This is a genomic window from Neisseria sp. P0004.S004 (assembly GCF_051963335.1).
Classification (GTDB): Bacteria; Pseudomonadota; Gammaproteobacteria; order Burkholderiales; family Neisseriaceae; genus Neisseria.
In genome coordinates this window covers 218,246-242,197 of record NZ_JBQCUK010000002.1, presented here as the reverse complement: position 1 = coordinate 242,197, position 23,952 = coordinate 218,246, and the positions used below count along the sequence as shown (strand labels likewise).

The 23,952-nt window shown below is 46.2% G+C and carries 21 protein-coding genes; 17 read left to right on the top strand and 4 right to left on the bottom strand.

Features of this window, described 5'->3' with window-relative positions:
* Positions 1-5: 5 nt before the first annotated feature.
* From ACTHRY_RS02600 to ubiT, 13 genes are all read left to right on the top strand, one after another.
* Positions 6-758, top strand: a complete 753-nt coding sequence (locus ACTHRY_RS02600) for a protein phosphatase 2C domain-containing protein (RefSeq protein ID WP_049323917.1) — start codon at positions 6-8, stop codon at positions 756-758.
* A 41-nt stretch (positions 759-799) separates the two neighbouring features.
* Complete coding sequence (locus ACTHRY_RS02595; protein WP_049323916.1) at positions 800-2,116, top strand: DUF7834 domain-containing protein; 1,317 nt, start codon at positions 800-802, stop codon at positions 2,114-2,116.
* Positions 2,103-4,058, top strand: a complete 1,956-nt coding sequence (locus tag ACTHRY_RS02590; protein ID WP_049323915.1) for a GmrSD restriction endonuclease domain-containing protein — start codon at positions 2,103-2,105, stop codon at positions 4,056-4,058. The genes ACTHRY_RS02595 and ACTHRY_RS02590 overlap by 14 nt, the downstream gene beginning before the upstream one ends.
* Before the next feature lie 101 nt (positions 4,059-4,159).
* Complete coding sequence (locus ACTHRY_RS02585) at positions 4,160-5,902, top strand: bifunctional alpha/beta hydrolase/class I SAM-dependent methyltransferase (RefSeq protein ID WP_049323914.1); 1,743 nt, start codon at positions 4,160-4,162, stop codon at positions 5,900-5,902.
* Between the two features lie 129 nt (positions 5,903-6,031).
* The gene (locus tag ACTHRY_RS02580; RefSeq protein ID WP_049323913.1) at positions 6,032-7,153 is read left to right on the top strand and encodes a PIN domain-containing protein; all 1,122 of its coding nucleotides are present in this window, start codon (positions 6,032-6,034) and stop codon (positions 7,151-7,153) included.
* A gap of 41 nt (positions 7,154-7,194) precedes the next feature.
* On the top strand, positions 7,195-8,481 hold the full coding sequence (locus ACTHRY_RS02575) for a phosphatase PAP2/dual specificity phosphatase family protein (RefSeq protein WP_049323912.1): 1,287 nt from the start codon (positions 7,195-7,197) through the stop codon (positions 8,479-8,481).
* A 2-nt stretch (positions 8,482-8,483) separates the two neighbouring features.
* Entirely contained in the window at positions 8,484-8,858 is a 375-nt protein-coding gene (locus tag ACTHRY_RS02570; RefSeq protein WP_049323911.1) for a hypothetical protein, read from the top strand.
* 62 nt (positions 8,859-8,920) lie between these two features.
* Positions 8,921-9,628 (top strand): lysophospholipid acyltransferase family protein, encoded by a 708-nt coding sequence (locus ACTHRY_RS02565; RefSeq protein ID WP_049323910.1) that lies wholly within the window; start codon positions 8,921-8,923, stop codon positions 9,626-9,628.
* Positions 9,625-10,614, top strand: a complete 990-nt coding sequence (locus ACTHRY_RS02560) for a phosphatidate cytidylyltransferase (RefSeq protein ID WP_049323909.1) — start codon at positions 9,625-9,627, stop codon at positions 10,612-10,614. The genes ACTHRY_RS02565 and ACTHRY_RS02560 overlap by 4 nt, the downstream gene beginning before the upstream one ends.
* A 108-nt stretch (positions 10,615-10,722) precedes the next feature.
* Positions 10,723-11,343, top strand: a complete 621-nt coding sequence (locus ACTHRY_RS02555; protein ID WP_049323908.1) for a DUF2238 domain-containing protein — start codon at positions 10,723-10,725, stop codon at positions 11,341-11,343.
* 334 nt (positions 11,344-11,677) lie between these two features.
* Entirely contained in the window at positions 11,678-12,685 is a 1,008-nt protein-coding gene (gene ubiU, locus ACTHRY_RS02550; protein WP_003748766.1) for a ubiquinone anaerobic biosynthesis protein UbiU, read from the top strand.
* A gap of 10 nt (positions 12,686-12,695) precedes the next feature.
* Positions 12,696-13,613, top strand: coding sequence for a U32 family peptidase (locus ACTHRY_RS02545; RefSeq protein WP_049323907.1), 918 nt, complete (start codon positions 12,696-12,698; stop codon positions 13,611-13,613).
* On the top strand, positions 13,600-14,046 hold the full coding sequence (gene ubiT / locus ACTHRY_RS02540; RefSeq protein ID WP_049323906.1) for a ubiquinone anaerobic biosynthesis accessory factor UbiT: 447 nt from the start codon (positions 13,600-13,602) through the stop codon (positions 14,044-14,046). Before ACTHRY_RS02545 ends, ubiT begins: the two co-directional genes overlap by 14 nt.
* Before the next feature lie 151 nt (positions 14,047-14,197).
* Here ubiT and ccoP read toward each other — a convergent pair whose 3' ends face one another.
* The 4 genes from ccoP to ccoN are packed head-to-tail and all read right to left on the bottom strand — an operon-like array spanning position 14,198 to position 17,815.
* A complete protein-coding gene (gene ccoP / locus ACTHRY_RS02535) occupies positions 14,198-15,544 on the bottom strand; it encodes a cytochrome-c oxidase, cbb3-type subunit III (protein ID WP_079453803.1) in 1,347 nt (448 codons plus the stop codon).
* Entirely contained in the window at positions 15,544-15,741 is a 198-nt protein-coding gene (locus ACTHRY_RS02530; RefSeq protein WP_049323905.1) for a cbb3-type cytochrome oxidase subunit 3, read from the bottom strand. Before ACTHRY_RS02530 ends, ccoP begins: the two co-directional genes overlap by 1 nt.
* Before the next feature lie 4 nt (positions 15,742-15,745).
* Positions 15,746-16,357 carry a cytochrome-c oxidase, cbb3-type subunit II gene (gene ccoO, locus ACTHRY_RS02525; RefSeq protein WP_003748778.1) on the bottom strand — a complete coding sequence of 204 codons (612 nt, stop codon included), beginning with the start codon at positions 16,355-16,357 and terminating at the stop codon, positions 15,746-15,748.
* 24 nt (positions 16,358-16,381) lie between these two features.
* Entirely contained in the window at positions 16,382-17,815 is a 1,434-nt protein-coding gene (gene ccoN, locus ACTHRY_RS02520; protein WP_003748780.1) for a cytochrome-c oxidase, cbb3-type subunit I, read from the bottom strand.
* A gap of 332 nt (positions 17,816-18,147) precedes the next feature.
* On the opposite strand from ccoN, the gene ACTHRY_RS02515 reads away from it, so the two are divergent.
* The 4 genes from ACTHRY_RS02515 (at position 18,148) to glnD (ending at position 23,715) form a co-directional block, all read left to right on the top strand.
* Positions 18,148-19,899, top strand: a complete 1,752-nt coding sequence (locus ACTHRY_RS02515; RefSeq protein ID WP_440374005.1) for a M61 family metallopeptidase — start codon at positions 18,148-18,150, stop codon at positions 19,897-19,899.
* Positions 19,900-19,977: 78 nt separating this feature from the next.
* Positions 19,978-20,418 (top strand): TIGR01244 family sulfur transferase, encoded by a 441-nt coding sequence (locus tag ACTHRY_RS02510; protein WP_250580763.1) that lies wholly within the window; start codon positions 19,978-19,980, stop codon positions 20,416-20,418.
* A gap of 422 nt (positions 20,419-20,840) precedes the next feature.
* A complete protein-coding gene (locus ACTHRY_RS02505) occupies positions 20,841-21,137 on the top strand; it encodes a helix-turn-helix domain-containing protein (protein ID WP_003680870.1) in 297 nt (98 codons plus the stop codon).
* Positions 21,138-21,156: 19 nt separating this feature from the next.
* On the top strand, positions 21,157-23,715 hold the full coding sequence (gene glnD / locus ACTHRY_RS02500; protein ID WP_440374004.1) for a [protein-PII] uridylyltransferase: 2,559 nt from the start codon (positions 21,157-21,159) through the stop codon (positions 23,713-23,715).
* The last annotated feature ends 237 nt before the right edge of the window (positions 23,716-23,952 follow it).

Here is a 23,952-nt window from a genome sequence, read left to right as displayed (position 1 = left end):
AAATCATGAACAAATTTTGCGAAATCACCTTTTGCCAACAAATCGGCAGCAACAAACAGCACAACCAAGATGCCCTTTTTAACGGCGAACAAGTGTTTCAATATAAACTCAAAACCGCTGAAACACGTCTTGAAACCCGTCCACGCTTTATCATCGGGATAGCCGACGGCATTTCCAATAGCAATCGTCCCGAAAAAGCCAGCAAATCAGCCATGCACCTATTAAGCCATACAACCAAACTCAGCCGTCAAACCATCAATCATGTACAAACCGCTTTATCTAAAGAGTTGGCAGAGGATTATTTTGGTTCCTCAACCACTTTTGTTGCCGCCGAAATCGACCAAACCACCGGCAAAACCGAAATCATCAGCGTAGGCGACAGCCGCGCCTATTTGATTGATACACAAGGAAAATGGAAGCAACTGACCCAAGATCACTCGATACTCTCCGAATTGCTGGATGGTTTGTCGGATAACAAAGAAGAAGGGTTTGCCACCATATATGGCGGCGTTTCTTCTTATCTAGTAGCAGATTATTCCGATTTCCAAGACAAAATGTGCCATGTCGAGCTTACGCTTAAAGCAGGAGAAAGCCTGCTGCTTTGTTCAGACGGCCTAAGCGACGCTCTTTCAGAAGAAATAAGAGAAAAAATTTGGCAACAATATGATAACGATAAGTCCCGTCTGACTGTATTTCGTAAATTAATTGCGAAACAAAGAGTTTATGATGATATGTCGGTAGTAGTTTGCCGATTGTAGTCTATAATGTTTACCTATTTTTCATACTAAGGGGTATCTATATGAGCATAGAAAAAGCAGAAATACTCAAGATTGATGACATATTTAAATTAAATTTGAGTATCCCTAATTATCAAAGACCATACAAATGGACAATTAAAAATGTACAACAATTAATCGATGACCTGCTCCAAAATTTTAGAGAGGGGAAAAAAATATACCGCATCGGAACAATTGTTTTAAATAAGGATAAAGACTGTTCTGAAATATCTGAAATAGTAGATGGCCAACAGCGGCTTATTACACTCTCGTTATTGCTTCATAAACTGGGGAAGGATGTGTCTCTTTTAAAGGAAAAACCGAATCATAGCATCAGCAAAAATAATATTACAACGAACTATAATTTTCTTAAAAACTATAATTTCACAAATGAATTTAAGGATTACCTCCTTAACAGGTGTGAAATGGTTTGTATTGAATTAAATGACTTAGATGAGGCTTTTCAATTTTTTGATTCACAAAATGCCAGAGGCAAACCTTTAGAATCTTATGACCTCTTAAAAGCCTATCATTTAAGAGACATGAGGGATAAAGACGAGAAGGTCATTCACCAATGTGTCGAACGCTGGGAAAAATCTGCAATGTCTAACGATATAAATAATTTAGATAAAATTATCAACTATATCTTATTTAGACTTCGCCGCTGGCATTACAAAGAGAATGCAGAAATATTTACATCAGATGAATTAGATACATTTAAAGGCGTTCATGAAAAAGTTGATTATCCTTACTTACACGGAATATTAGCTACTCATACCATACAAAAATTATTACATGAAAATCCATTTTTATATCGATCGATATCAGAATTTCAGGCCACACAAGTGCTAATCAATGGAAAATATTTCTTTGATTATATTGAATATTATACAGCCATCTATGAAAAACTATTCAAAGAAAAGGATGGATTGTTAGATAAAATTCATTCTATTAATGGAATTGATTTAGAAAAAGGAGTAATGACTTTTTTAAACAATCATAAATACAGCTATCGAACTGGTGATAAATACATTAGAAATTTATTTGAATGTACCGTATTGTTCTACTTTGATAAATTTGGAGAAAGCCATTTTGAAGAATTTATAACAAAAGCTTTTCTATGGGCTTACCGTACTCGGGTAGAATATCAGCGCATCACCTTCACGACTATTGAGATTAAGAAGGCTCATGCTCCAGCCGGATTAATTTCTTATATTGAAAGATCCATTACTCCCGAACAAGTAATGAGTTTTATTCAACAAACCGGAAAAGTCAATTTTTCAGAACATGTAGACCCTAAAATAAAAGAGATTTTGGAAATTAAAGATGAAAACAAATAATGATTACGTAAAAACATTAACCATAAATGAATTATTGAATTCTTTATTGAATAAAGACAAATATATTATTCCTATTTATCAACGTAATTACGCATGGGGAGATGATGAGATCAGCCTTCTTATCCAAGACCTATGGAATGCATATGAAAAAAATAAGAATAATTATTATATTGGCAGCTTAGTCATTTATAAAAGAGGAAATAGAGATTTAGAAGTCATAGACGGACAACAACGATTGACCACACTGACTTTAATCATGCACTACTTAAAAATCATGCACTACTTAAAATCAGATACCTTTGTTAGAAATGTATACTTTGAGCATAGAAATGACTCCAACGATGCCTTAGAAAATCTTGACTCCGACTCTATACCTGATGTTTTTAAAAATGCTTTAAAATCAATAAAAAAATATTGGGAAACAGATAGGACAAAAGAAGAGAGAATGAGTTTGGCAGAGTTCTTACAAGAAAATGTCAAAATTATTAGAACCGAAGTACCCGAAGACACCGACCTCAATCATTACTTTGAAATTATGAATACGCGGGGAGAGCAATTAGAAAAACATGAGATTATCAAGGCTGCTTTAATGGAGGTTTTAGACACAGATAGTGAACGCTCTATTTTTGCCAAAATTTGGGATGCGTGTTCTGACATGAGCCGATATGTTGTAATGGGAATTAACCAGTCACTTAGAGAAAATATTTTTGGCAAGAATTGGGAAAATACTATTCCAAAAAAATTTAATGAAATTATTGAGAATATTGCTAATACAGAAAAAACTGAACATTCAGATAACGGCCCCGCAAATGAAGAACAATCAATTCTTCAATTAATAATAGACGATAAGGAGCATCCCCACCCTTCACAGGAAAAAGAAACCGAGCTGACAGATGGGCGTTTTAATTCTGTTATTGATTTCCCTAACTTCTTAATGCATATCTTGAAAATTTATCTAGAAAGCATTAACAAAGTTACCTTTAAAGAGATTTCTCTGGATGAAAAAGAACTTTTGCATGATTTTCACAATGAAGACTGGAACAAAGAAAAGATTGTAAATTTCATAGATACATTGCTATCTTGTCGGTATTTATTTGATAAATATATTATTAAATCAAATTCTTTACGCTCAGAAAATGAGCATTGGTCTTTATGGAAAATCATAAAAGAAGAATCAAAGAATTATTACTATAAAAATGTTTTTGGTATCGACAATGGCAATTCCACTGATACTGAAGAAACCAATGACAAAACTAAGAACGCAATAATGTTGCTTTCTATGTTTCATGTTTCTAATCCATCCCGAATATATAAAAACTGGCTATATGCTACATTGCGTTGGTTATTCGCGAATAAGAAAAGTATTACTCAAGAGACATATATTCATTTTCTTGAAAATCTTTGTGATAAATTTTATTTTGAAAATAACTGCAATGGAAACAGGGATTTTATGAAAATTATCTTAAATGATAATTATACCATCTCTTCAGTACATAAGACTTGGAATGATGGAGTAAACGTCCCAAATTTTGTATTTAATCGATTGGATTATCAATTATGGAAATATCCGGAAAAAGTAGAAGACTTTTCAGACAAGAAACAATCTATCTGGAAAAATTTTAGATTTAGTTTTAGAAGCTCGGTTGAGCACCATTACCCACAAAATCCCTCTCAAGATTCTCGCCTAGATAAATTAGATACAAATGTCTTAGATAATTTTGGCAATCTTTATTTGTTATCTCAAAGTAAAAATTCCCGTTTAAGTAATTTACCTCCAAATTTGAAACGGCAGTATTACGAAAAAGAGGTTACTTATGATAGTTTGAAACAAGCCATTATGATGAATTATCCAAACTGGACAGAAAGTGAGATAAAAGATCATGAGGAAAAAATGCTAAAAATCTTAAACAAACCACTGACTGACTCATCGTATCAACCATAATCGGCACTTAACACATCTCTTCGTCCGTCTATCGGATAGTCATTGCATTTATCCGATATGTCATGATACTGTTCAAAAAATATGACTATTAGGAGATTCTCATGTCCGAACAGCAAAAATTCTTTTCTACCCAAGACGGGACTTCGCTTTTCTACCGCTATCGCCCTGCTGCCGATGGTTCTTCCGATAAAGCCATTGTGCTGTTTCATCGTGGGCATGAGCATTCCGGTAGAATGATGTTTGTGGCGGATGAGCTGGGTTTTGATGATTTTTCCTATTTCGCTTGGGACGCGCGCGGTCATGGTTACAGCCCCGGTGAACGTGGCGATAGTCCGAGTATTGGCACTTCGGTTGCTGATGTAGATGATTTTATCCGACACATTCAAAGCGAATACGGCATCAAACCTGAAAACATTTGCGTGATTGCGCAAAGTGTCGGTGCGGTATTGGTTTCTACTTGGTTGCACGATTACGCACCGAAAATCCGTTGCGCCGTATTGGCTTCGCCTGCGTTCAAAGTCAAACTCTATGTTCCGTTTGCCCGTACCGGTTTGAAACTCATGCAAAAACGGCGTGGCAATTTCTTTGTCAACAGCTACGTCAAAGCCCACTATCTGACCCACAATGTCGAACGTCAAAAAAGCTACGACAATGATCCGCTGATTGCCCGCGCCATTTCCGTGCGTATTTTGCTGGGTTTATATGAAGCGGCCGAACGCGTCGTTGCCGATGCACAAGCGATTACTACGCCTGTACAACTGTTGATTTCAGGCAGCGATTGGGTCGTTCATCACAAACCGCAACATGATTTCTACAATCGTTTGGGCAGCCATATTAAAGAGCGCCATATCCTGCCCGGTTTCTACCACGATACTCTAGGCGAGCAAGACCGTGAAATTGCGTTTGTAGAAATGCGCCGTTTTATCCGCGAGCGTTTCAACCAACCTTTGCAACCAGTTGATTTAACCCAAGCCCATTTGCACAGCGACAGCCGCCGCGAAGCTGACGAACTGGCTACGCCTTTGCCTATTTGTTCGCCACGCGGCGCATTTTGGGCAATATATCGTGCCTCGCTCAAACTGGGGGCGAGCTGGAGTGAAGGCTTGAGAATCGGTCAAGAAACAGGTTTTGATTCGGGCAGCACGCTGGATTACGTCTACCGCAATCAACCGCAAGGCAGCAACGCTTTCGGTGTATGGGTGGACAAATACTATCTCAATGCCATCGGCTGGCGCGGCATCCGCCAACGCAAAGTCAATATCGGCAAAGCCATTCAGACGGCCTCAGCCAAACTGCGTGAAGCAGGGAAACCTGTACACGTTTTGGATATTGCATCCGGTCATGGCCGCTATGTATTGGATGCCCTGACTGCCGACACATTGCCTGATTCCGTACGCTTGCGCGATTACAGCCCGATTAATGTCGAAGCCGGACGCAAACTGATTGCCGAGCGCGGCTTGCAAAACACGGTAACCTTCAATGAAGTCAATGCTTACGACCGCGCCAATTATCACGATTTGCAGCCGCGTCCAACGTTGGGCATCGTCTCCGGCCTGCACGAATTGTTTGCCGACAACGATTTGATTTTGAACTCGCTCTACGGCTTCGGCGAGGCCATTGAAACCGGCGGCTACCTGATTTACACCGGCCAGCCTTGGCATCCGCAACTGGAAATGATTGCCCGCGCCCTGACCAGCCACAAAGCAGGCAGCCCAAACTGGGTAATGCGCCGCCGCAGTCAGCAGGAAATGGATCAGTTGGTTGAAAAAGCCGGTTTTGAAAAAATCCATCAATGGATAGACGAAGACGGTATTTTCACCGTGAGCTTGGCAGTGAAGAAATAAAAATAAAGGCCGTCTGAACAAATTTTTAACTTTCAGACGGCCTGGTATATAAGTTGAGCATTAATAACTCAACAAAAATAATATTAAAAGGGATTTTGGGTATAAACGTCAGCCCAATTAAATAATACTATGAAACACTTACTAATCGACTTTGAAAATATCCAACCGCAAAATCTGGATAAATTACCAACTGAAGATACTCATATTTGGTTATTTTTAGGCACACAACATAAATCATTACCCATTAGTTTAGTGGCATCATTGCTTCCATTTGGCGAACGTGTCCACCTTATTCACTTACAGAAATCAGGCAAAAACGCATTAGATTTTTATCTTTCTTATTATCTTGGAAAAATTATAGCTACAGATACAGATGCTCAAATTGGTATACTTTCTCGTGATGGTGGTTACGATATCTTAGTAGAACATATCTTAGAAAAGCAGGAGGCAAAAGGTGTTGTACGCTTAGCAAATATAGATGAAGTGCAGCACACAAAAATTAATACTACTCCTCCAACAAAACTACTAGAACCCCACCCTCAATCTGAAAACTCCCTCAAACAACCTCAGCCATTAGCACCTTATTTTCAAGCAGCCTTAACTGCTTTGCGTCAGCCCAATGCTTTTCTTCCAACTCGCTTACATAATTTGCAACAAAATCTGTGTAAATATATTTTACGCGAACAGTTTCAAGGCAAAACAGATGAAGAATGCGAAACAACAACTGCTCATATTATTAATAAACTTAAAACACAAAACTTAATTAGTGTTGATGAGCAAGGTATAGTGATTTATCACATCAGTGACAATGATCTATTACAGAAAATCCAACGTTATATTTTGAATATCAAACCCAAAACTTATACTGATTTTCAAGATGCCGTACAGAAACGTGCAGATGCTCTATCACTTACTATAAGTCAAGCTGATATTCAAGCCTTTGCACGCCATTTGCGCGAACAAAACCACATTCGCCAAAACAATGGAAAAATTGAATATGCTCCATTTTCCCATACTAATCCCATACCTCAAAAGAAAGTACTCCATTTGCCTGATGAAACCATGTGGAAAAAAGTAATTGCCGCACTGTCAGTTGAACCATCAAAACGCCCAGGTAAAGTCAGTACATTACGAAACACTATAAAAGCACATGCAAAATCTAACAATCATGAAACTGAAAAACTATTACAGCATCTACTGAATAGAAAAGTTCTTAGCATTGATGGTACGAATATCACTTATCTTAAATAGGCTCACGGAATCAAAATATTTAATTATTAACTAATACCCCCATGAAACCCTCCCTAAAAACTTCTCTGTTCAAGCTGATTTCAGTCGGTATCCTGTTTTACACCAGCTACGGCCTGTCCAACCATTACGCGGCATCGCTGAACTATGTGCCTGAAATCGCTTTTGCATGGGAGCGCAATATTCCGTTTTGGGCATGGACGATTGTGCCTTATTGGTCGCTGAACCTGATGTATGCCGCGGCATTTTTTCTTTGCCGTGATACACATGAACAAAACCGATATGTAGCGCACCTTGTAGCTGCCCAACTGATTGCAACTCTTTGCTTTGTACTGTTTCCGCTGCGTTTCGGGTGGCCTAAACCGCCTGCCGATGGACTGTCAGGCTGGCTGTTTGATTCATTGGCTGCATTTGATTTGCCGTACAACCAAGCGCCATCTTTGCATATTGCGTTGGCGATTATCGTGGGTGAGTTTTATTGGACACGCTTTCCAAAAATCCGCCTGCCGCTTTTCTTATGGCAAAGCCTGATTGCTTTGTCGGTATTGACGACTTATCAACATCATTTTATTGACGTGCCGACCGGAGCATTGCTCGGCTGGCTGGTGTTGTGGGCTTTTCCGCGTCAGATGGCTTCGCCGTTAAAAATGGGCTTGAGTCATGCACGCTCACAAAAGATTGCGCTGCTGTATTTACTTGGTGCGTGTTTGATGGTTTTACTAGCGCTGCTGGGTGGCGCGTGGCTGTGGTTGATATGGATTAGCATGTCTTTGTTGATGGTGGCTTTTGCCTATTTGACTGGAAATGCAAACGTATTCCAAAAACAGGCTAACGGTAAATTATCGGCAGCAGCGACGGTTTTACTATTGCCTTATCTGGTGGGCGTACGGCTAAACATGGCGTATTGGTTACGCGGTAAAGCGAAAACGGCACCAGTCCGCAATGATGTATGGATTGGCAGCGTTTTAGGGATTTCAAACCATCTGCCTGCCGTATTGGATGTATGCGCCGAATATCCCTGCCGTAGCTATCAGGGAGCATATCGCGCTCTGCCTTTACTGGATATGGTAACGCCGTCTGAAAACGATTTGGTTCAGACGGCCTTGATATTAGAAACCTTGCGCCAAAAACACGGCAAAGTGCTGGTATGTTGCGCTTTGGGTTATGGAAGAAGTGCAGCAGTGGTGCTGACGTGGCTGCTGGCCTATGGTGGCTGCAAAAACTTGGCGCAGGCGAAGACCGAACTCGAACAGGCTCGGCCGCAAATGGTATTATCGCCGGCCACTGCCCAAGCAGTCGAAGCTGCGGCCAACCGTTTAAAACAAGGATAATGATGGACAACTCAACCGATAGCCGTATTACTGCCCACCTACTCTCTACCGCACATTATGTTGCCGCCTGCAATGCCCTGCTGCTTGCCTTATCGGCAAAATATGGCGGCACATGGTTTGCAGTGCAACTTGTCTTGACAGCGGTTTTGCTGTACTGCCATATCCGCATTCACTTCGACCGCCGCGTGTTCCAAGACTTTGCTAATGACTGCTACTCGCCTGAAGACTTTGACCAATCCTTACAGCAAAACGGTTTGCGTCAAATTTCAGGCAACCGTACTTTGACCCAACGGATAAACGGCGCACTTTCCTTATGGCGCAAATGCTTATACCTGACCGCCGCACAATTTTTAATTTTGCTTATCCAAAGCATTTGATTATTTTGCTGATTTACTCAAATCGAATCCTTAGCGGTATCTCACCTCAAAAGGCAGAAACAATGAAAAACTTCCTCAAAAAACAACTTGCCTGGCTGACCGACCAAGCCTTGTGTCTGTCGGTCTCTTTTCTTACGGGCGTACGTCCTAAAAGTCCGCGCGAGCTGACATTCAATCAGCACCAAAAGGTTTATTACGCCAATCACGGCAGCCATGGCGATTTTGTGTTGGTGTGGATTTCCCTGCCCCGCCGCTGGCGCTTGTCCACCCGCCCTGTCGCCGGTTCGGATTACTGGCTGACGAGCAAACTCAAACGCTTCATCATTCAAAACGTTTTCAACGCTTTGCTGATTCCGCGCCATAGCGATAATCCGCAAGCGATTACCGAACAGATGAAAGACGCACTGAACGCAGGCGACTCCTTGATTATTTTTCCTGAAGGCACGCGTAATACTGACGACAACACCATCCTGCTGCCGTTCAAGTCCGGCATTTATCATCTGGCGAAAAGCAAACCCAATACCGAATTTGTGCCGATTTGGATAGACAACATCAGCCGCGTACTGCCCAAAGGCAAAATCCTGCCTATCCCGCTTTTGTGTGAAGTCCATATCGGACAGCCGCTCACCTTGCAGGAAAACGAAGACAAAGACAGCTTTTTAACACGCAGCCGTGAAGCGCTGCTGGCACTCAGGCCGTCTGAAAACGACCGCAGCGTGCTTCGCCAAAATGAATCTGAAGTTCAGCAAAACAAAGGAGGACAAGCATGAGCCTTTCTACGACTTCCCAACAAATCATTGTCGAACAAGCCGCCGCTCATCTGACTCCGCAAGCCGGCTATATTTTTGTCGGCGTGTTTGCCGTATTGTGTTTTGCCAGCATCATCGGACAATGGCTCAAGCGCAAAAACGGCGCAGATAATGCCACCATCGCCAACCTCAACGCCCGCATTTACGCATGGTGGCTGATGACGCTGGTGTTGCTGGGTGCGTTTTGGTTCGGCAAAATCGGGACGGTTGTACTGTTTTTCCTGATTTCATTTGCCGCACTGCGCGAATTTATGACCCTCGTCTATCGCCGCCGCAGCGACTATTACAGCATGGTGGTCTGCTTTTACCTGCTGCTGCCGGTGCAATACTATTTCGTCTATGACGGCTGGTACGGCATGTTCAGCATTTTTATTCCGGTTTACGGCTTTTTGATACTGCCGATTATTGCCAGCCTCAGCGGCCAAACCGCGCACTTTTTGGAACGTGCCGCCAAAACACAATGGATGGCGATGATTTGCATCTTCTGCCTGTCCCATGTTCCAGCGCTGATGTTTCTAGACTTGGACGGCTTCGATAACGGCAACAATATCCTGTTACTGATTTTTCTGATTGGCGTGGTGCAAGTATCGGATGTGTTGCAATACGTTTGGGGCAAACTGATCGGCGGTGCAAAAATCATGCCTTCGCTTTCGCCGTCAAAAACGATTTCCGGCACTGTCGGCGGTATTTTATCGGCCACGGCCATTGCCGCGTTGATGGCGCCGATTACGCCGTTCTCCCACGGCCAAGCAGCCGTTATCGGCTTTATCGTCTGCCTGATGGGCTTCTTTGGCGGCCTGGTTATGTCTGCCATCAAACGCGATTATGGTGTCAAAGACTGGGGCAATATGATACGCGGCCACGGCGGCATGCTTGACCGCGTGGATTCGATTTGCTTTGCCGCGCCCGTGTTCTTTCACATCACCCGTTATTTCTGGAACGGCTAAACTTCAGGCCGTCTGAAAGCTGTTTTTCAGACGGCCTCTAATATCCGAAACCGCCAATCCGCCGATTCGTTATACAATACGCAACTCTTGTTATTACATATACACAATATGAATAAACCCTCTCCAATCTTTCCCATTTTTCTTGCTACGCTTATCTTCGCCCTCATTGTTTGGTCAGGTATCAATCCCCATGACCGCGCGGTTTGGTACGCCGAAATCATCCCCGTAGCATCCGTATTCTTCCTTCTGGTTGCCACTTACCGCATTTTCCGCTTCAGCAACTTAGCCTACTTATTCATGAGCTTCTGGCTGATTATGCATTCAATCGGCGCATACTATACTTTTGCCGATGTGCCGTTTGAATCCATCAACCGCTTTGTCGAACCGATTTTGGGCGAAAACCGCAATCATTACGACCGCATTGCCCACTACATCATCGGCTTCTACGCCTATCCAATGGCTGAATGGCTACTGCGCCGCAAGCTGTGTAATCTGCCGCTGGCTTTGTTTTTCTCCCTGTTCTTCATCATGAGCGTGGCTGCCGCCTATGAAATCATCGAATGGCAATATGCCGTCATCGACGGCGGAGAGGCCGGACTGGAATTCTTGGGTTCTCAAGGCGATATTTGGGACGCGCAAAAAGACATGCTTGCCGATACTTTGGGCGCGTTAACCTCGCTGTTTATTTTTGTGTTTACCCGACCCGATAAACGTTTGGGTTTCTCTTAAATATATCCCTTTAAAGCAAAAGGCCGTCTGAAACCAGATTTTCAGACGGCCTTTTTTCATTTTTCTATCGCTATTATTGTAAAAATTAATAAATACGATAGTTAAAAACATAAGCCGATTTTGAAACAAAATCCGTCATCAAAATTTTTAAGCACATGAAATATATAAAAAACAACGTCTGTTAAGATTTTGTAAACAATATGCCTACGTCAACCTGAATTTTTCAATTTGATTTAAATCAGCATATCTTGTGTCATTAATCCATAAAATATCCGGAATTCTACAAAATATTGATTAACCCGATAGAGGTTATCATCAAGACGAGGAACACAAAATGCAGAAAATTCCAGAATTGGTCTGCCCCGCCGGCAACCTGCCTGCACTGAAAACCGCTGTGGACAACGGTGCGGACACGGTTTACATGGGTTTGAAAGATGCGACCAATGCACGAAACTTTCCGGGACTGAATTTCGATATGAAATCGGCGCGGGAAGGCGTAGCTTACGCCCATGCGCGCGGGCGCAATGTACTGATGGCCATCAATACATTCGCACAAGCGGGCCAAGTGGAGCGTTGGCACGCCGCTGTGGATACGGCGGCGGATTTGGGTGCCGATGCGATTATTGTTGCCGACCCCGCCATCATGGCGTATGCGGCAGACAAACATCCGAATTTACGCCTGCATATGTCGGTACAAGGTTCGGCCACCAATTACGAAGCCATCAATATGATGAAAGAGCTGTTCGGCATCCGTCGTGCCGTTTTGCCGCGCGTACTGACCATCGATCAGGTCAAACATGTGATTGACAATACTGATGTGGAAATTGAAGTCTTTGGCTTCGGCAGTTTGTGTGTGATGGTGGAAGGCCGTTGCATCTTGTCGAGCTATGCAACAGGCGAATCGCCCAATATGCAAGGTGTCTGCTCTCCGGCAAAATCCGTCCGCTGGGAACAACTGCCCGACCGCATGAACGTACGTCTAAACCAGGTATTGATAGACCAATACAAACCCAATGAACCGGCAGGTTATCCAACCTTGTGCAAAGGCCGCTTTGAAGTCAATGATGAAACTTACTATGCTTTGGAAGAACCGACCAGCCTGAATGTTTTGGAAATGTTGCCCGAACTCATCAAAATCGGTGTGTCCGCCATCAAAATCGAGGGACGCCAACGCAGTCCGATGTATACGGCGCAGGTAACCAAATCCCTGCGCCAAGCACTGGATGCAGCCGCAGCCGACCCGTCGCATTTCAAAGTCAATCCGTCCTGGAACAATGCCTTGAGCAAAGTTTCGGAAGGTCATCAGACAACTTTGGGCGCATACAACCGCCCATGGAAATAAGGGGAAAAAAATGAATTCATTGAAATTGTCGCTGGGCCCTATTTTGTTTTTCTGGCAAAAAGAAGCCCTGCTGGAATTTTACGTTTCCATGCTGGATACGCCGTTGGATACGGTTTATTTGGGCGAAGTAGTCTGCTCACGCCGTCAGAAAATGCGCTTTGCCGACTGGTTCGGACTGGCTGAAGACCTGGCGGAAAGCGGTAAGGAGATTATTCTTTCTTCACAAGTCCTGCTCGAAAGCGAATCCGATCTGAAACGCCTGCGTAAAATCACGGAGCAGGGAAAGTTTAAAGTTGAAGCCAACGACATGGGTGCGGTCAAATTGGCACGCGAACACGGCATCCCGTTTGTTGCCGGCGCAAGCCTGAATATCTACAACGAAACCACTTTGGACGTATTCCGAAAATTAGGGGCATTCCGCTGGATTGAACCGTCCGAGCTGAGCCGCGATAAGGTTGCAGAAATCATCAAGGCTTCAGACGGCATTGAAACCGAACTCTTTGCTTGGGGCAAAATGCCGCTCGCCTATTCATCACGTTGCTTTACCGCCCGCCATTACAATCTGAATAAAGACAGTTGCGAGTTCCGCTGCCTCGACCACGAGCACGGTATGGCCATGAATACGCGCGAAGGCCAGCCGTTTCTCACCATCAACGGCATCCAAACCATGTCTTACGGCTGCCAAAACCTACTGCCCCACCATGAAGATTTGAATAAAATCGGCGTGAATATGCTCAGACTGTCGCCACAAATGCACGGCATGGCTGAAATTATCCAAATTCACCGCGATGTATTGGACGGAAAAGCTACATGGGAAGATGTCCGCCCCGAGTTGGAACGACTGACTACCGGAACACTGGTTGACGGCTATTGGCGCGGCCAGCCCGGTATTGAAACCGTGAAGGAGGCATATTATGGCGCTGCCTGAAATCATATTACCCAAATGGATGGCAAAAATCGGTACCAAACTTCCCGGTAAACCTCCACGCTTTGTTTTGGTCTCCGTATTGAATACCATGCTGAAGAAAGGTTTACTGCCTGCCGATATGGAACTTTTTGCCGGAAGAAAATTCGAAATCGAAGTTTTGGATGCCGGTATCAAAGTGCGGTTTAGTGCCGATACGGAAAAATTCCTGGACGACAACTTCAGCGGCGCTCCCGATCTGAGGCTGGCCGCCAACGGCATAGACTTCATGCGTATGATGATGCGCGAGGAAGATCCCGATACCTTATTTTTTAACCGTAAATTGCAAATTGAAGGCGATACGGAACTGGGGTTAATTACCAAAAACTTACTCGACAGCGTCGAGTGGCCTTTCAGCGAATGGTTCCTGAAACGCAGTACATCCACTTTGGATTGATTAATTTTGGTTGAACCAAGAACAAAGGCCGTCTGAATGTTTCAGACGGCCTTATATATTTTGCCTCTTTTTGATATGTTTTTCTTATTGGTTTTATCAAATATAAAAAAGCGTACCTTGTTAGGTACGCTTTTTTCAATCCGACTCAAAATTAGAATTTTGCACCGGACTCATTTGCCATAAAGTCTACAGCCGCTTTAACTTCATCGTCACTCAAGCTGCTGTTGCCGCCTTTGGCAGGCATTGAATTAAAACCTTCAAGCGCGTGTTTGTGCAAAGTGTCTTTACCTTGCTTAATTCGAGGAGCCCAGTCGTCTTTTTTACCGACAACAGGTGCGCCCGGAATCATACCGCCATGACATGTTTTACAGTTGGCTTCAAAAACAGCTTTGCCGTCTACCTTAACCGGAGCCGCTTCTGCTTTTTCAGCAGGTTTGGCTTCAGCAGCCGGAGCAGCTTTGGCATCTGAAGCAGCTTTATCGGCAGCAGGAGCCGAAGCGGCCGCCGGAGCAGAAGCATCGGCAGGTTGAGCTGCCGGAGCAGGCTCAGCTTTTTTAGCAGGAGCTTTTTTACCGTCTTTGTTGGACAAACCCCAAACATAAGCAGTCATGATGTGCAGCTTGTCTTTGTCGAGGAAGTGACCCCAAGCAGGCATTTGGCTGCTGCGGCCGTTGGTAATGGTTTCGGTAATCGCTTTTTGAGTACCACCCCACAACCATACATCGTCGGTCAGATTCGGGCCGAGGCCTTGGATACCTTGACCTTTGTCGCCGTGACAAGTGAAACAGTTGGCAGGTGGGCCGCTAAACAGGACTTTACCGCGTTCTGCACGTTCTTCGTCGTATTGACCTTTAGGTTTAGAAAGAGACATAACATATTGTGTTACATTTTTCACGCCTTCTTCACCCAAAGCAGGACCCCATGCCGGCATAGAGGCAGTACGGCCTTTTTCGATGGTTTCCTGAATCTTTTCAGGTTCGCCGCCCCACAACCAATCGTCGTCGGTCAAATTCGGGAAGCCTTTTGAGCCTTTGGCATCTGAACCGTGACATTGGATACAGTAGGTATTGAAAAGGTTTTGCGCAATAGCACGGGCTTCAGGATCTTTAGCCACTTTCTCAATCGGCATATTGGAAAATTTAGCATACACTTTACCGTATTGCTGATTGGCTTTGGCAACTTCTTCTTCATATTGACCATGGCTGCTCCAGCCCCACAGGCCTTTGTAATCGCCGATACCTGGATACATAATCAGGTAGCCGACACCAAACAGCCATGTGCAGACATAAAGCCAAAACCACCAACGTGGCAGAGGGTTGTTGTACTCCGAAATGCCGTCCCACTCATGACCTGTGGTTTTTACTTCTTCGCCTTTTTTAGGGCGTTTCACAACGTTTTGCGAAAGCAGAAGCCAAGCCAGGCCGATGAAGCTGAGCACGACGATAACGGCAATATATATACTCCAGAAACTACTGGTAAATTGGGATGTTGTGTTCATTATTTTGCTCCGTGATCACGGACTGACTGAGCTTGATCGTTCTTTTCAGACGGCCTTTGTTCGTCATTATCGAAAATACTGCTGGCAGCATCGTCATAGTTTTTCTTATTGCGTCTATTGAACACAATATAGAGGACTAAAATAAAGCTGATGAATACCCAAACAGTAAAGAGCGAGCGAGCCCAGTTAGCGTCCATGATGTTACCTTACGTTTTTCAATGCCAAGCCCAAGCCTTGCAGGTAGGCGATAACAGCGTCCAGCTCTGATTTGTTGGCCAGCATTTCAGGTGCTTTGGCAATTTCTTCATCGCTGTAAGGTGTACCCACTTTACGCAGGGCTTTCATATGCGCCACAGTTGCCTCGGCATCGACTTTATTGCGTGCGAGCCATGGGAATGCAGGCATATTGGACTCCGGCACAACGTCGCGCGGGTTCAGCAGGTGGATGCGGTGCCATTCATCGGAATAACGGCCGCCGACACGAGCCAAATCCGGACCGGTACGTTTAGAACCCCATTGGAACGGATGGTCATAAACAGACTCACCGGCAACAGAGTAATGACCGTAACGTTCAGTTTCTGCACGGAATGGACGAATCATTTGAGAGTGGCAGTTGTAGCAGCCTTCGCGCACATAAATATCGCGACCGGCCACTTGCAGGGCGTTATATGGTTTCACGCCGGGTGCAGGTTCGGTAACCGCCTTGGTGAAGAACAGCGGAACAGCCTCGATCAGAAGGCCGACGCTGACTACAAGCAGGGTGAATACAATCAGTACACCGACTTTTTCTTCAGCTAATTGTTGTAATTTCATTTTGGTAGCCTATCTTTCTTGTCATTAGTGGTGTTGAGTTTGAGAAACCGCAGGAATCTCAGCATCAACGGCTTTACCACTGATAGCAGTACGGTAAACGTTATATGCCATGATGCACATACCGCTCAGGTACAGAAGACCGCCGGTGAAACGAATCATGTAGTAAGGCATGGTACGTTTTACGGATTCAACGAAGGAATAAGTCAGCGTGCCGTCGTCATTCAAAGAACCCCACATCAGACCTTGCATTACGCCGGCAATCCACATTGCAGCGATATACAGAACCACGCCGATGGTCGCGATCCAGAAATGCGCCTCAACCAATTTGGTGCTGTACATTTCATTTTTGCCGAACAAGCGGGGAATCATATAGTAAACGGAACCGATGGTTACAAAGCCCACCCAGCCCAATGCGCCGGCGTGAACGTGTGCAACAGTCCAGTCGGTGTAGTGGCTCAGAGCGTTAACGGTTTTGATAGACATCATCGGGCCTTCGAAGGTAGACATACCGTAGAAAGACAGAGAAACGATCAAGAATTTCAAAATCGGGTCGGTACGAAGTTTGTCCCATGCGCCGGACAGAGTCATGATACCGTTGATCATACCGCCCCAAGAAGGCGCAAACAGGATCAAAGACAATACCATACCCAAAGATTGAGTCCAGTCAGGCAATGCGGTGTAGTGCAAGTGGTGAGAACCAGCCCACATATAAGTGAAAATCAAAGCCCAGAAGTGGACGACGGACAAGCGGTAAGAGTAAATCGGACGGCCTGCTTGTTTAGGTACGAAATAGTACATCATACCCAAGAAGCCGGCTGTCAGGAAAAAGCCCACCGCATTGTGGCCGTACCACCATTGAACCATCGCATCAATCGCACCTGCGTAAACCGGGTAAGATTTCATCAAACCGGCAGGGATGCTGATATTATTGACGATGTGCAACAGCGCAACGGCCAAGATAAAGCCGCCGTAGAACCAGTTGGCAACGTAAATATGTTTGATTTTACGTTTGGCAATCGTACCGAAGAATACGATGGCGTAGGCAACCCACACCAGCGTAATCAAAATGTCGATAGGCCATTCCAACTCGGCGTATTCTTTACCTTGGGTGTAACCCATAGGCAAGCTGATGGCCGCAGCCACGATAACGGCCTGCCAACCCCAGAAGGTAAATGCAGGCAGCCAACCGCCAAACAGACGGGTATTACATGTACGTTGAACAACGTAGTATGATGTACCGATCAAACCGCAACCGCCGAATGCAAAAATAACCGCATTGGTGTGCAAAGGACGCAGGCGGCCGAAGTGGAACCAAGGTCCGATATTGGATAAATCGAGGGCCGGAGCAAAAAGCTGGGCAGCGACGATAACGCCGACCAACATGCCCACAATACCCCAAACTACAGTCATGATGGCGAACTGGCGCACCACTTTGTAGTTATAAGTTTGTGTGTCCATGGAAGTCTCCATAAATTATGGGTATAAAAAATTTTTATCTCACCCCAACCCCTGCATTTACGAAAAGCGCAATACGGCCAAGGTTCAAATTTTTCTAAATTTAACATAGACACCACAACATGCCAAGCAAAATTACATTCCAAATTGCATAAAATATTTAGAAAAACATAAATTCATTTCTTTTATAATCAATAAATTATTAAAACATACGCATTAAATCGGACAGGGTATTTTTTCAAGCCCCCTTTTTCATACAGTTTTATTGATATAGATTAAGCCCACCCCTTAAAACCCCTTCTTCTTAATAAACTTTAGCAAATTAACCAATAGCCATGATTAATTACAAAATTACCCCCAACTTTCTGTCTCATGAATGGCACATCACCTTATCATTCACTCAAACCAATGATTCAGAAACAGAAATCAGCTTACCCAACTGGGTTCCCGGTAGCTACCTCATCCGTGACTTTGCCCGCCACATCACACACATCAGCGCGCGCTGCAACGGCAAAGCCCAACCGCTGACACAAACCAGCAAAAACCATTGGCAAACCCCTGCTCTCAGTGGAGCGTGGGAAATTTACTACACTGTTTACGCATTCGACTTATCAGTTCGCGGCTCGTTCCTCAGCACCGAGCGCGGCTTTTTCGACGGCGCGTGTCTATTCTTAAAAGTCCACGGACAAGAAAACCGGCCACATCAAATCGAATTTTCCACCCTGCCGCACACATGGCAGATAGCCACCACACTGCCCCAAACCTCGGCAACCACTTTTCAGACGGCCTCATACGCCGAGCTTATCGACCATCCGGTTGAAACAGGCATCATTGAATTTCTCGAATTTGAAGCACAAGGCATTCCCCACCGTATTGCATTAAGCGGCATCTATCCCGATTTTGACCGCGCCCGCTTCCTCGCCGATATTCAAAAAATCTGCGAAACCGAGTTGGCGATGTTCCCCTCCCCTGCCCCGTTTACCAAATACCTTTTCTTACTACATCTGGGCGACAACCTCTACGGCGGGCTGGAACACATCAGCAGCACCGCCCTGCTCGCCGACCGCCACAGTCTGCCATCCTATAATATGGGCGAGGCCGACAACGCCTATACCGAATTGCTCGGCCTTTTCTCCCACGAATACTTCCACGCATGGAATGTCAAATCCATCAAGCCGGCCGTATTCGCACCTTACGACCTCGACCAAGAAAACTACACCGAGCAACTTTGGGCATTTGAAGGCATTACCTCCTACTACGACGACCTCTTTCTAGCCCGAAGCAAAACCATCAGTCCCGAAGCCTACCTCACCCTGCTTGCACAAAGCATCACACGCGTCCAGCAGACACAAGGCCGTCTGAAACAAACACTTGCCCAATCCAGTTTCAGCGCATGGGACAAGTTCTACAAACAAGACGAAAACAGCCCCAACGCCATCGTCAGCTATTATCAAAAAGGCGCACTAGCCGCACTTTGCCTCGACCTTATCATCCGTGAAAAAAGCCAGGACAAATACACCCTCGACAGCGTGATGCAGCAACACTATCGCGACTGGTGCAATACCCATCAAGGCATACCCGAAAAACACTGGCAAACCCGTTGCCAAGAAATAACCGGTTTAGATTTAGAAACCTTCTTTCAGACGGCCTTATACAGCACCGATGATCTTCCGCTCGCAGAATGCCTGCAAAGCGTAGGTGTCAAACTCGACTTTATCCCACTGCCCCGCCAACATGGAGGAGCATTTGCAAGCGAACCCCAATCGGTTGCCCCAGCCAACGATTTGGGTGCACGTTTCAAACAAAACAGCGACCATGCCGTCCTGACTCATGTATTCAATGGCGGCAGCGCAGAAAATGCCGGACTCTGCCCGCAAGACAAAATCATCGCCTTGGGCGGCTACGCCTGCAACGACCTTGCGGCACAGTGGGGCAAACTGCCTATCGGCACGCGCACCACCATCCATTTCTTCCGCCAAGGCTTATTGCGCGAGACCAGCATCACAGTCCAAGCAGCAGAAGCCAATACCGCCCTGCTGCACATTACCGATCGCCAAAAACTCGAAAACTGGTTGTACAATCATTAAATAAAACTTCAAACGGCCTGCTACTTCACAGGCCGTCTGAAATCAACATGCCCATTAAATATAAAGAAAGGAAAAACTATGCCCATCCATAAACTGACCGACTCTCTCTATATCGCCCCCCAATTGACTGAAGCCGATGTCCAAGAAGCCGTACACCTCGGCATCCAAACCGTCATCTGCAACCGCCCGGACGGCGAAGAAGAAAACCAACCGGCTTTTGCCGAAGTGCAAAACTGGTTTAAAGAGGCCGGCATCAACCAATTTTCCCACCAGCCCGTTGTTGCGCCTCAAATCAACGCAGCCGATGTCGCAGCCTTCCAAAATCTGTTGCAACAATCTCCGACTCCTATCCTTGCCTTCTGCCGTACCGGCACACGCTGCTCCCTGCTTTGGGGTTATCATCAAGTGCAACACGGCGCATCCGTAGCCGAAGTAGTTGCCGCAGCCGAACAGGCTGGCGTCAATCTCAGCAACTTTGAAGCCCGCCTGCAAGAAGCCAAAGATAAAGGTTTGGCTTAATACCTAATTTATATCGTAAATAGTAGCCCTTAAAACCATCAGGCCGTCTGAAACCGATTATTCAGACGGCCTGATGGCCTTAGCTTATTTATAATTTATTTCCACTATCTTAAAGATATATTTTCTAAATTAAAACAGAATTGACCTGTGTCAATACCCCAATCCTATTTTCATTTATAATGCCTTTCAATGATTCAGGGTCATGCCCGAATCTTCCAGTTTCCTCGATAAGAGCCAGCTCTCTTATTAAATGATTTTTCTTTCCTCTTGATGTGTGTGTGTTTGGGTGTGGCTGAGTGCCACCCCCTTTTTTTATACCTACCCTCTTGAAGGCCGTCTGAAACTTTCAGACGGCCTTTCCTTTCCCCTAGTAAAAATAGTATAAAATCCCCTTATCGTTCAAACCACAAACCCAAAACACCATGGTCAACAAACTCACCCCCCCTCCCAGCCTGCCCGATCCGCAAGACCTCCGCGCCGTTATCGCCTACAACATGCGCCTCTACCGCGTCAACCACGGCTGGTCGCAAGAAGAACTCGCACGCCAATGCGGACTCGACCGCACCTACGTCTCCGCCGTCGAACGCAAACGCTGGAACATCGCCCTTTCCAACATCGAAAAAATCGCATCCGCACTCAAAATCGCCCCTTACAAACTTCTCCTTCCACCGCAAGAAATGCTCCGTCAAATGACCGAGCCTGCCGACACCCAAGCCTAATTCACAACCAGACACCATCATGACCGCCGCCCAACAAGCCATCCAAACCTACCGGCAGCAAAAAGCCGCAGCAGAAACTGCCTACCGCAAAAACAACCGCCCTACCGCTTACTTCCGCGACCATATCGCCGCGGCCGAAACCCTGCTGCAAACCCTCTGGCAAATCCATTTTCCCGACAGCAACGACATCAGTCTCATTGCCATCGGTGGCTTCGGGCGTTGCGAACTCTACCCCCATTCTGACTGGGACTTAGCGATTATTTCCTCGACCCCATTTTCAGACGGCCTGCAACAGCAAACCGCCCAATTTATTCAAACCCTTTGGGACGCACGCCTCAATCCGGCCATCAAAAGCGGCAGCATAGAAGAAATCCTCCAAAGCACCCAAAACGACATTACCGGCGAAACCGCCTTTCTTGAAGCACGCCACCTACAAGGCAATGCCGACCTTACCGCACAACTTCTAAACAAACTCAACACACGCCGCGACACAGCCGCCTTTATCGAAGCCAAACTCCTCGAAATGGAGCAACGCCACACCAAATCCCAAGGCACAGGCGCACAACTCGAACCCAACATCAAAACCTGCCCCGGAGGCCTGCGCGACATCCACACCCTGATTTGGACAGCCAAAGCACAAGGCATAGACAGCAACCCCACCGCCCTCGTTACCGCCGGCTTCCTCACCCGCGCCGAAGCCGGCATGCTGGCCCATGGCTACCGCCGTCTCGCCAACATCCGCATTCACCTCCACCTTACCGCCGCCCGCCCCGAAGACAGGCTGCTTTTCGACTACCAGTCCCAAGTCGCCGAAAGCTTAGGCTATACCCAACCCGACATCCGCGGCAGAAGCGAAGCCCTGATGCACACCTTCTACCGCGCCACCAAAGCCATCAAACAACTCAACGGCATCCTCATTCCGGTTCTCAAAAACCATCAAACCTCCAGCCGTCCCCAACATATCCACCCCATCGACAGCCACTACAAACGCATCGGCCACCAAATCGCCGCCAACGACCTTGCCCTATTCGAGCAAAATCCCGAACACATCTTCACCATCATACAAACCATGCAGGAGCAAAACATCACCACCATCGAGCCGCAAACCCTGCGCGCATGGTGGGCGGCCACACGAAAAATCAACGCCCGTTTCACCCAAAATCCAGAAAACCGCCGCCGCTTCATCCAATTCTTCAAACACGGCACCGGCCTTACCCAAACCCTCCGTTTTCTCAACCTCTACGGCGTACTTGGCCGCTATCTCCCCGCATGGGAAAAAATCACCGGCCTGCTCCAACACGACCTCTTCCATATTTACCCCGTAGACGACCACATCCTGACCGTCGTCCGCAATATGCGCCGTCTCGCCATCGAAACCCACAGCCACGAAATGCCCGAGGCCAGCGCCGTCATGCAGGCCTACCCACGACCACATGTCCTCTACACCGCCGCCCTGCTGCACGACATCGCCAAAGGCCGTGGCGGCGATCACGCCAAAGAAGGCATCAAAGACGCCCAACAATTTGCCGCCGACCACTACTACACCGAAGAAGAAAGCCACCTCCTCGCATGGCTGGTTGAAAACCACCTGCTCATGTCTACCGTTGCCCAAAAAGAAGACATCCAAGACCCGCACGTCCTCCAAGCCTTCTGCCGCCGTATTCCCACACGCGAATACCTCGACGCACTCTACCTGCTTACCATTGCCGACATCCGCGGCACCAACCCAAAACTTTGGAACACATGGCGCGCCAGCCTGCTCCAAACCCTCTACCACAGCACCGCCGCCGTTTTAAACAGCAAAAACCACAATCCCGAACGCCTCCCCAACCGACGCGAACAAGCCGCAGCCGACCAACTCACGCGCGCAGCCGTTCCCCTCAAAAACCAACAAAAACTCCGCCGCATCCTCGGCAGCGCATACTACGTCCGCCATCAAACGCGGGAAATCCTCTGGCACACCGCAAACCTCGCCTACGACACCCAAAGTCCGGCCGTCCGCAGCCGCATCCTCCCCCAAAGCAACAGCCTTCAAGTCATGGTCTTCATGCCCAACGGCGACCGCCTCTTCGCACGCCTCTGCCGCATCTTCAGCAGCCACCGCTTCGACATCCAAGCCGCCCGCGCCTTCATCACCGAGCACGACTACATCCTCGACACCTTTATCCTCCAACTTCCCGACAATCTCCCGCCCGAAGAATATCCCGATCGCCAAAGCGCACTCGAAGCCGAACTCAACAGCTTCATCCACGGCAATACCACCGTCCAAAAACAAAGCGGCCGCCCGCACATCAGCCGCCGCATCCGCCACATCCCCATTCCGCCTACCGTAATCATCACCCCCGAAGAAGATTATCCCGGCTGGCACACCATAGACATCACAGCCGTCAACCGCCCCCACCTCCTCGCCGACATCGCCGAGACCTTCTTCGCACACAACATCAGCCTGCGCTACGCCAAAATCACCACCTTGGATCAGCGCATTGAGGACAGTTTCATCACCTATAGCCCATCCCTCCAAGACCCGCAAACCCAAAACACCCTAAAACAAGCATTGATCGAAGTCCTGACTCCATAAAGGCCGTCTGAACATCTTAAAAACATAGGGTGAGCATTTTTTGCTCACCCTAATCGCATTCAATATATAAACATCCTGAATATACCCTTCTAAAACACTCAAGAAATCCAACGCCTTAAAAATCAAAACCAGACCACTCCCTGATATAAAACTACATTACAAAATCATAACCCAAATAAATATAATTCCGAATACAAAATTTCATTCATCTATTACACCAAACCCCTTTTCAAATTC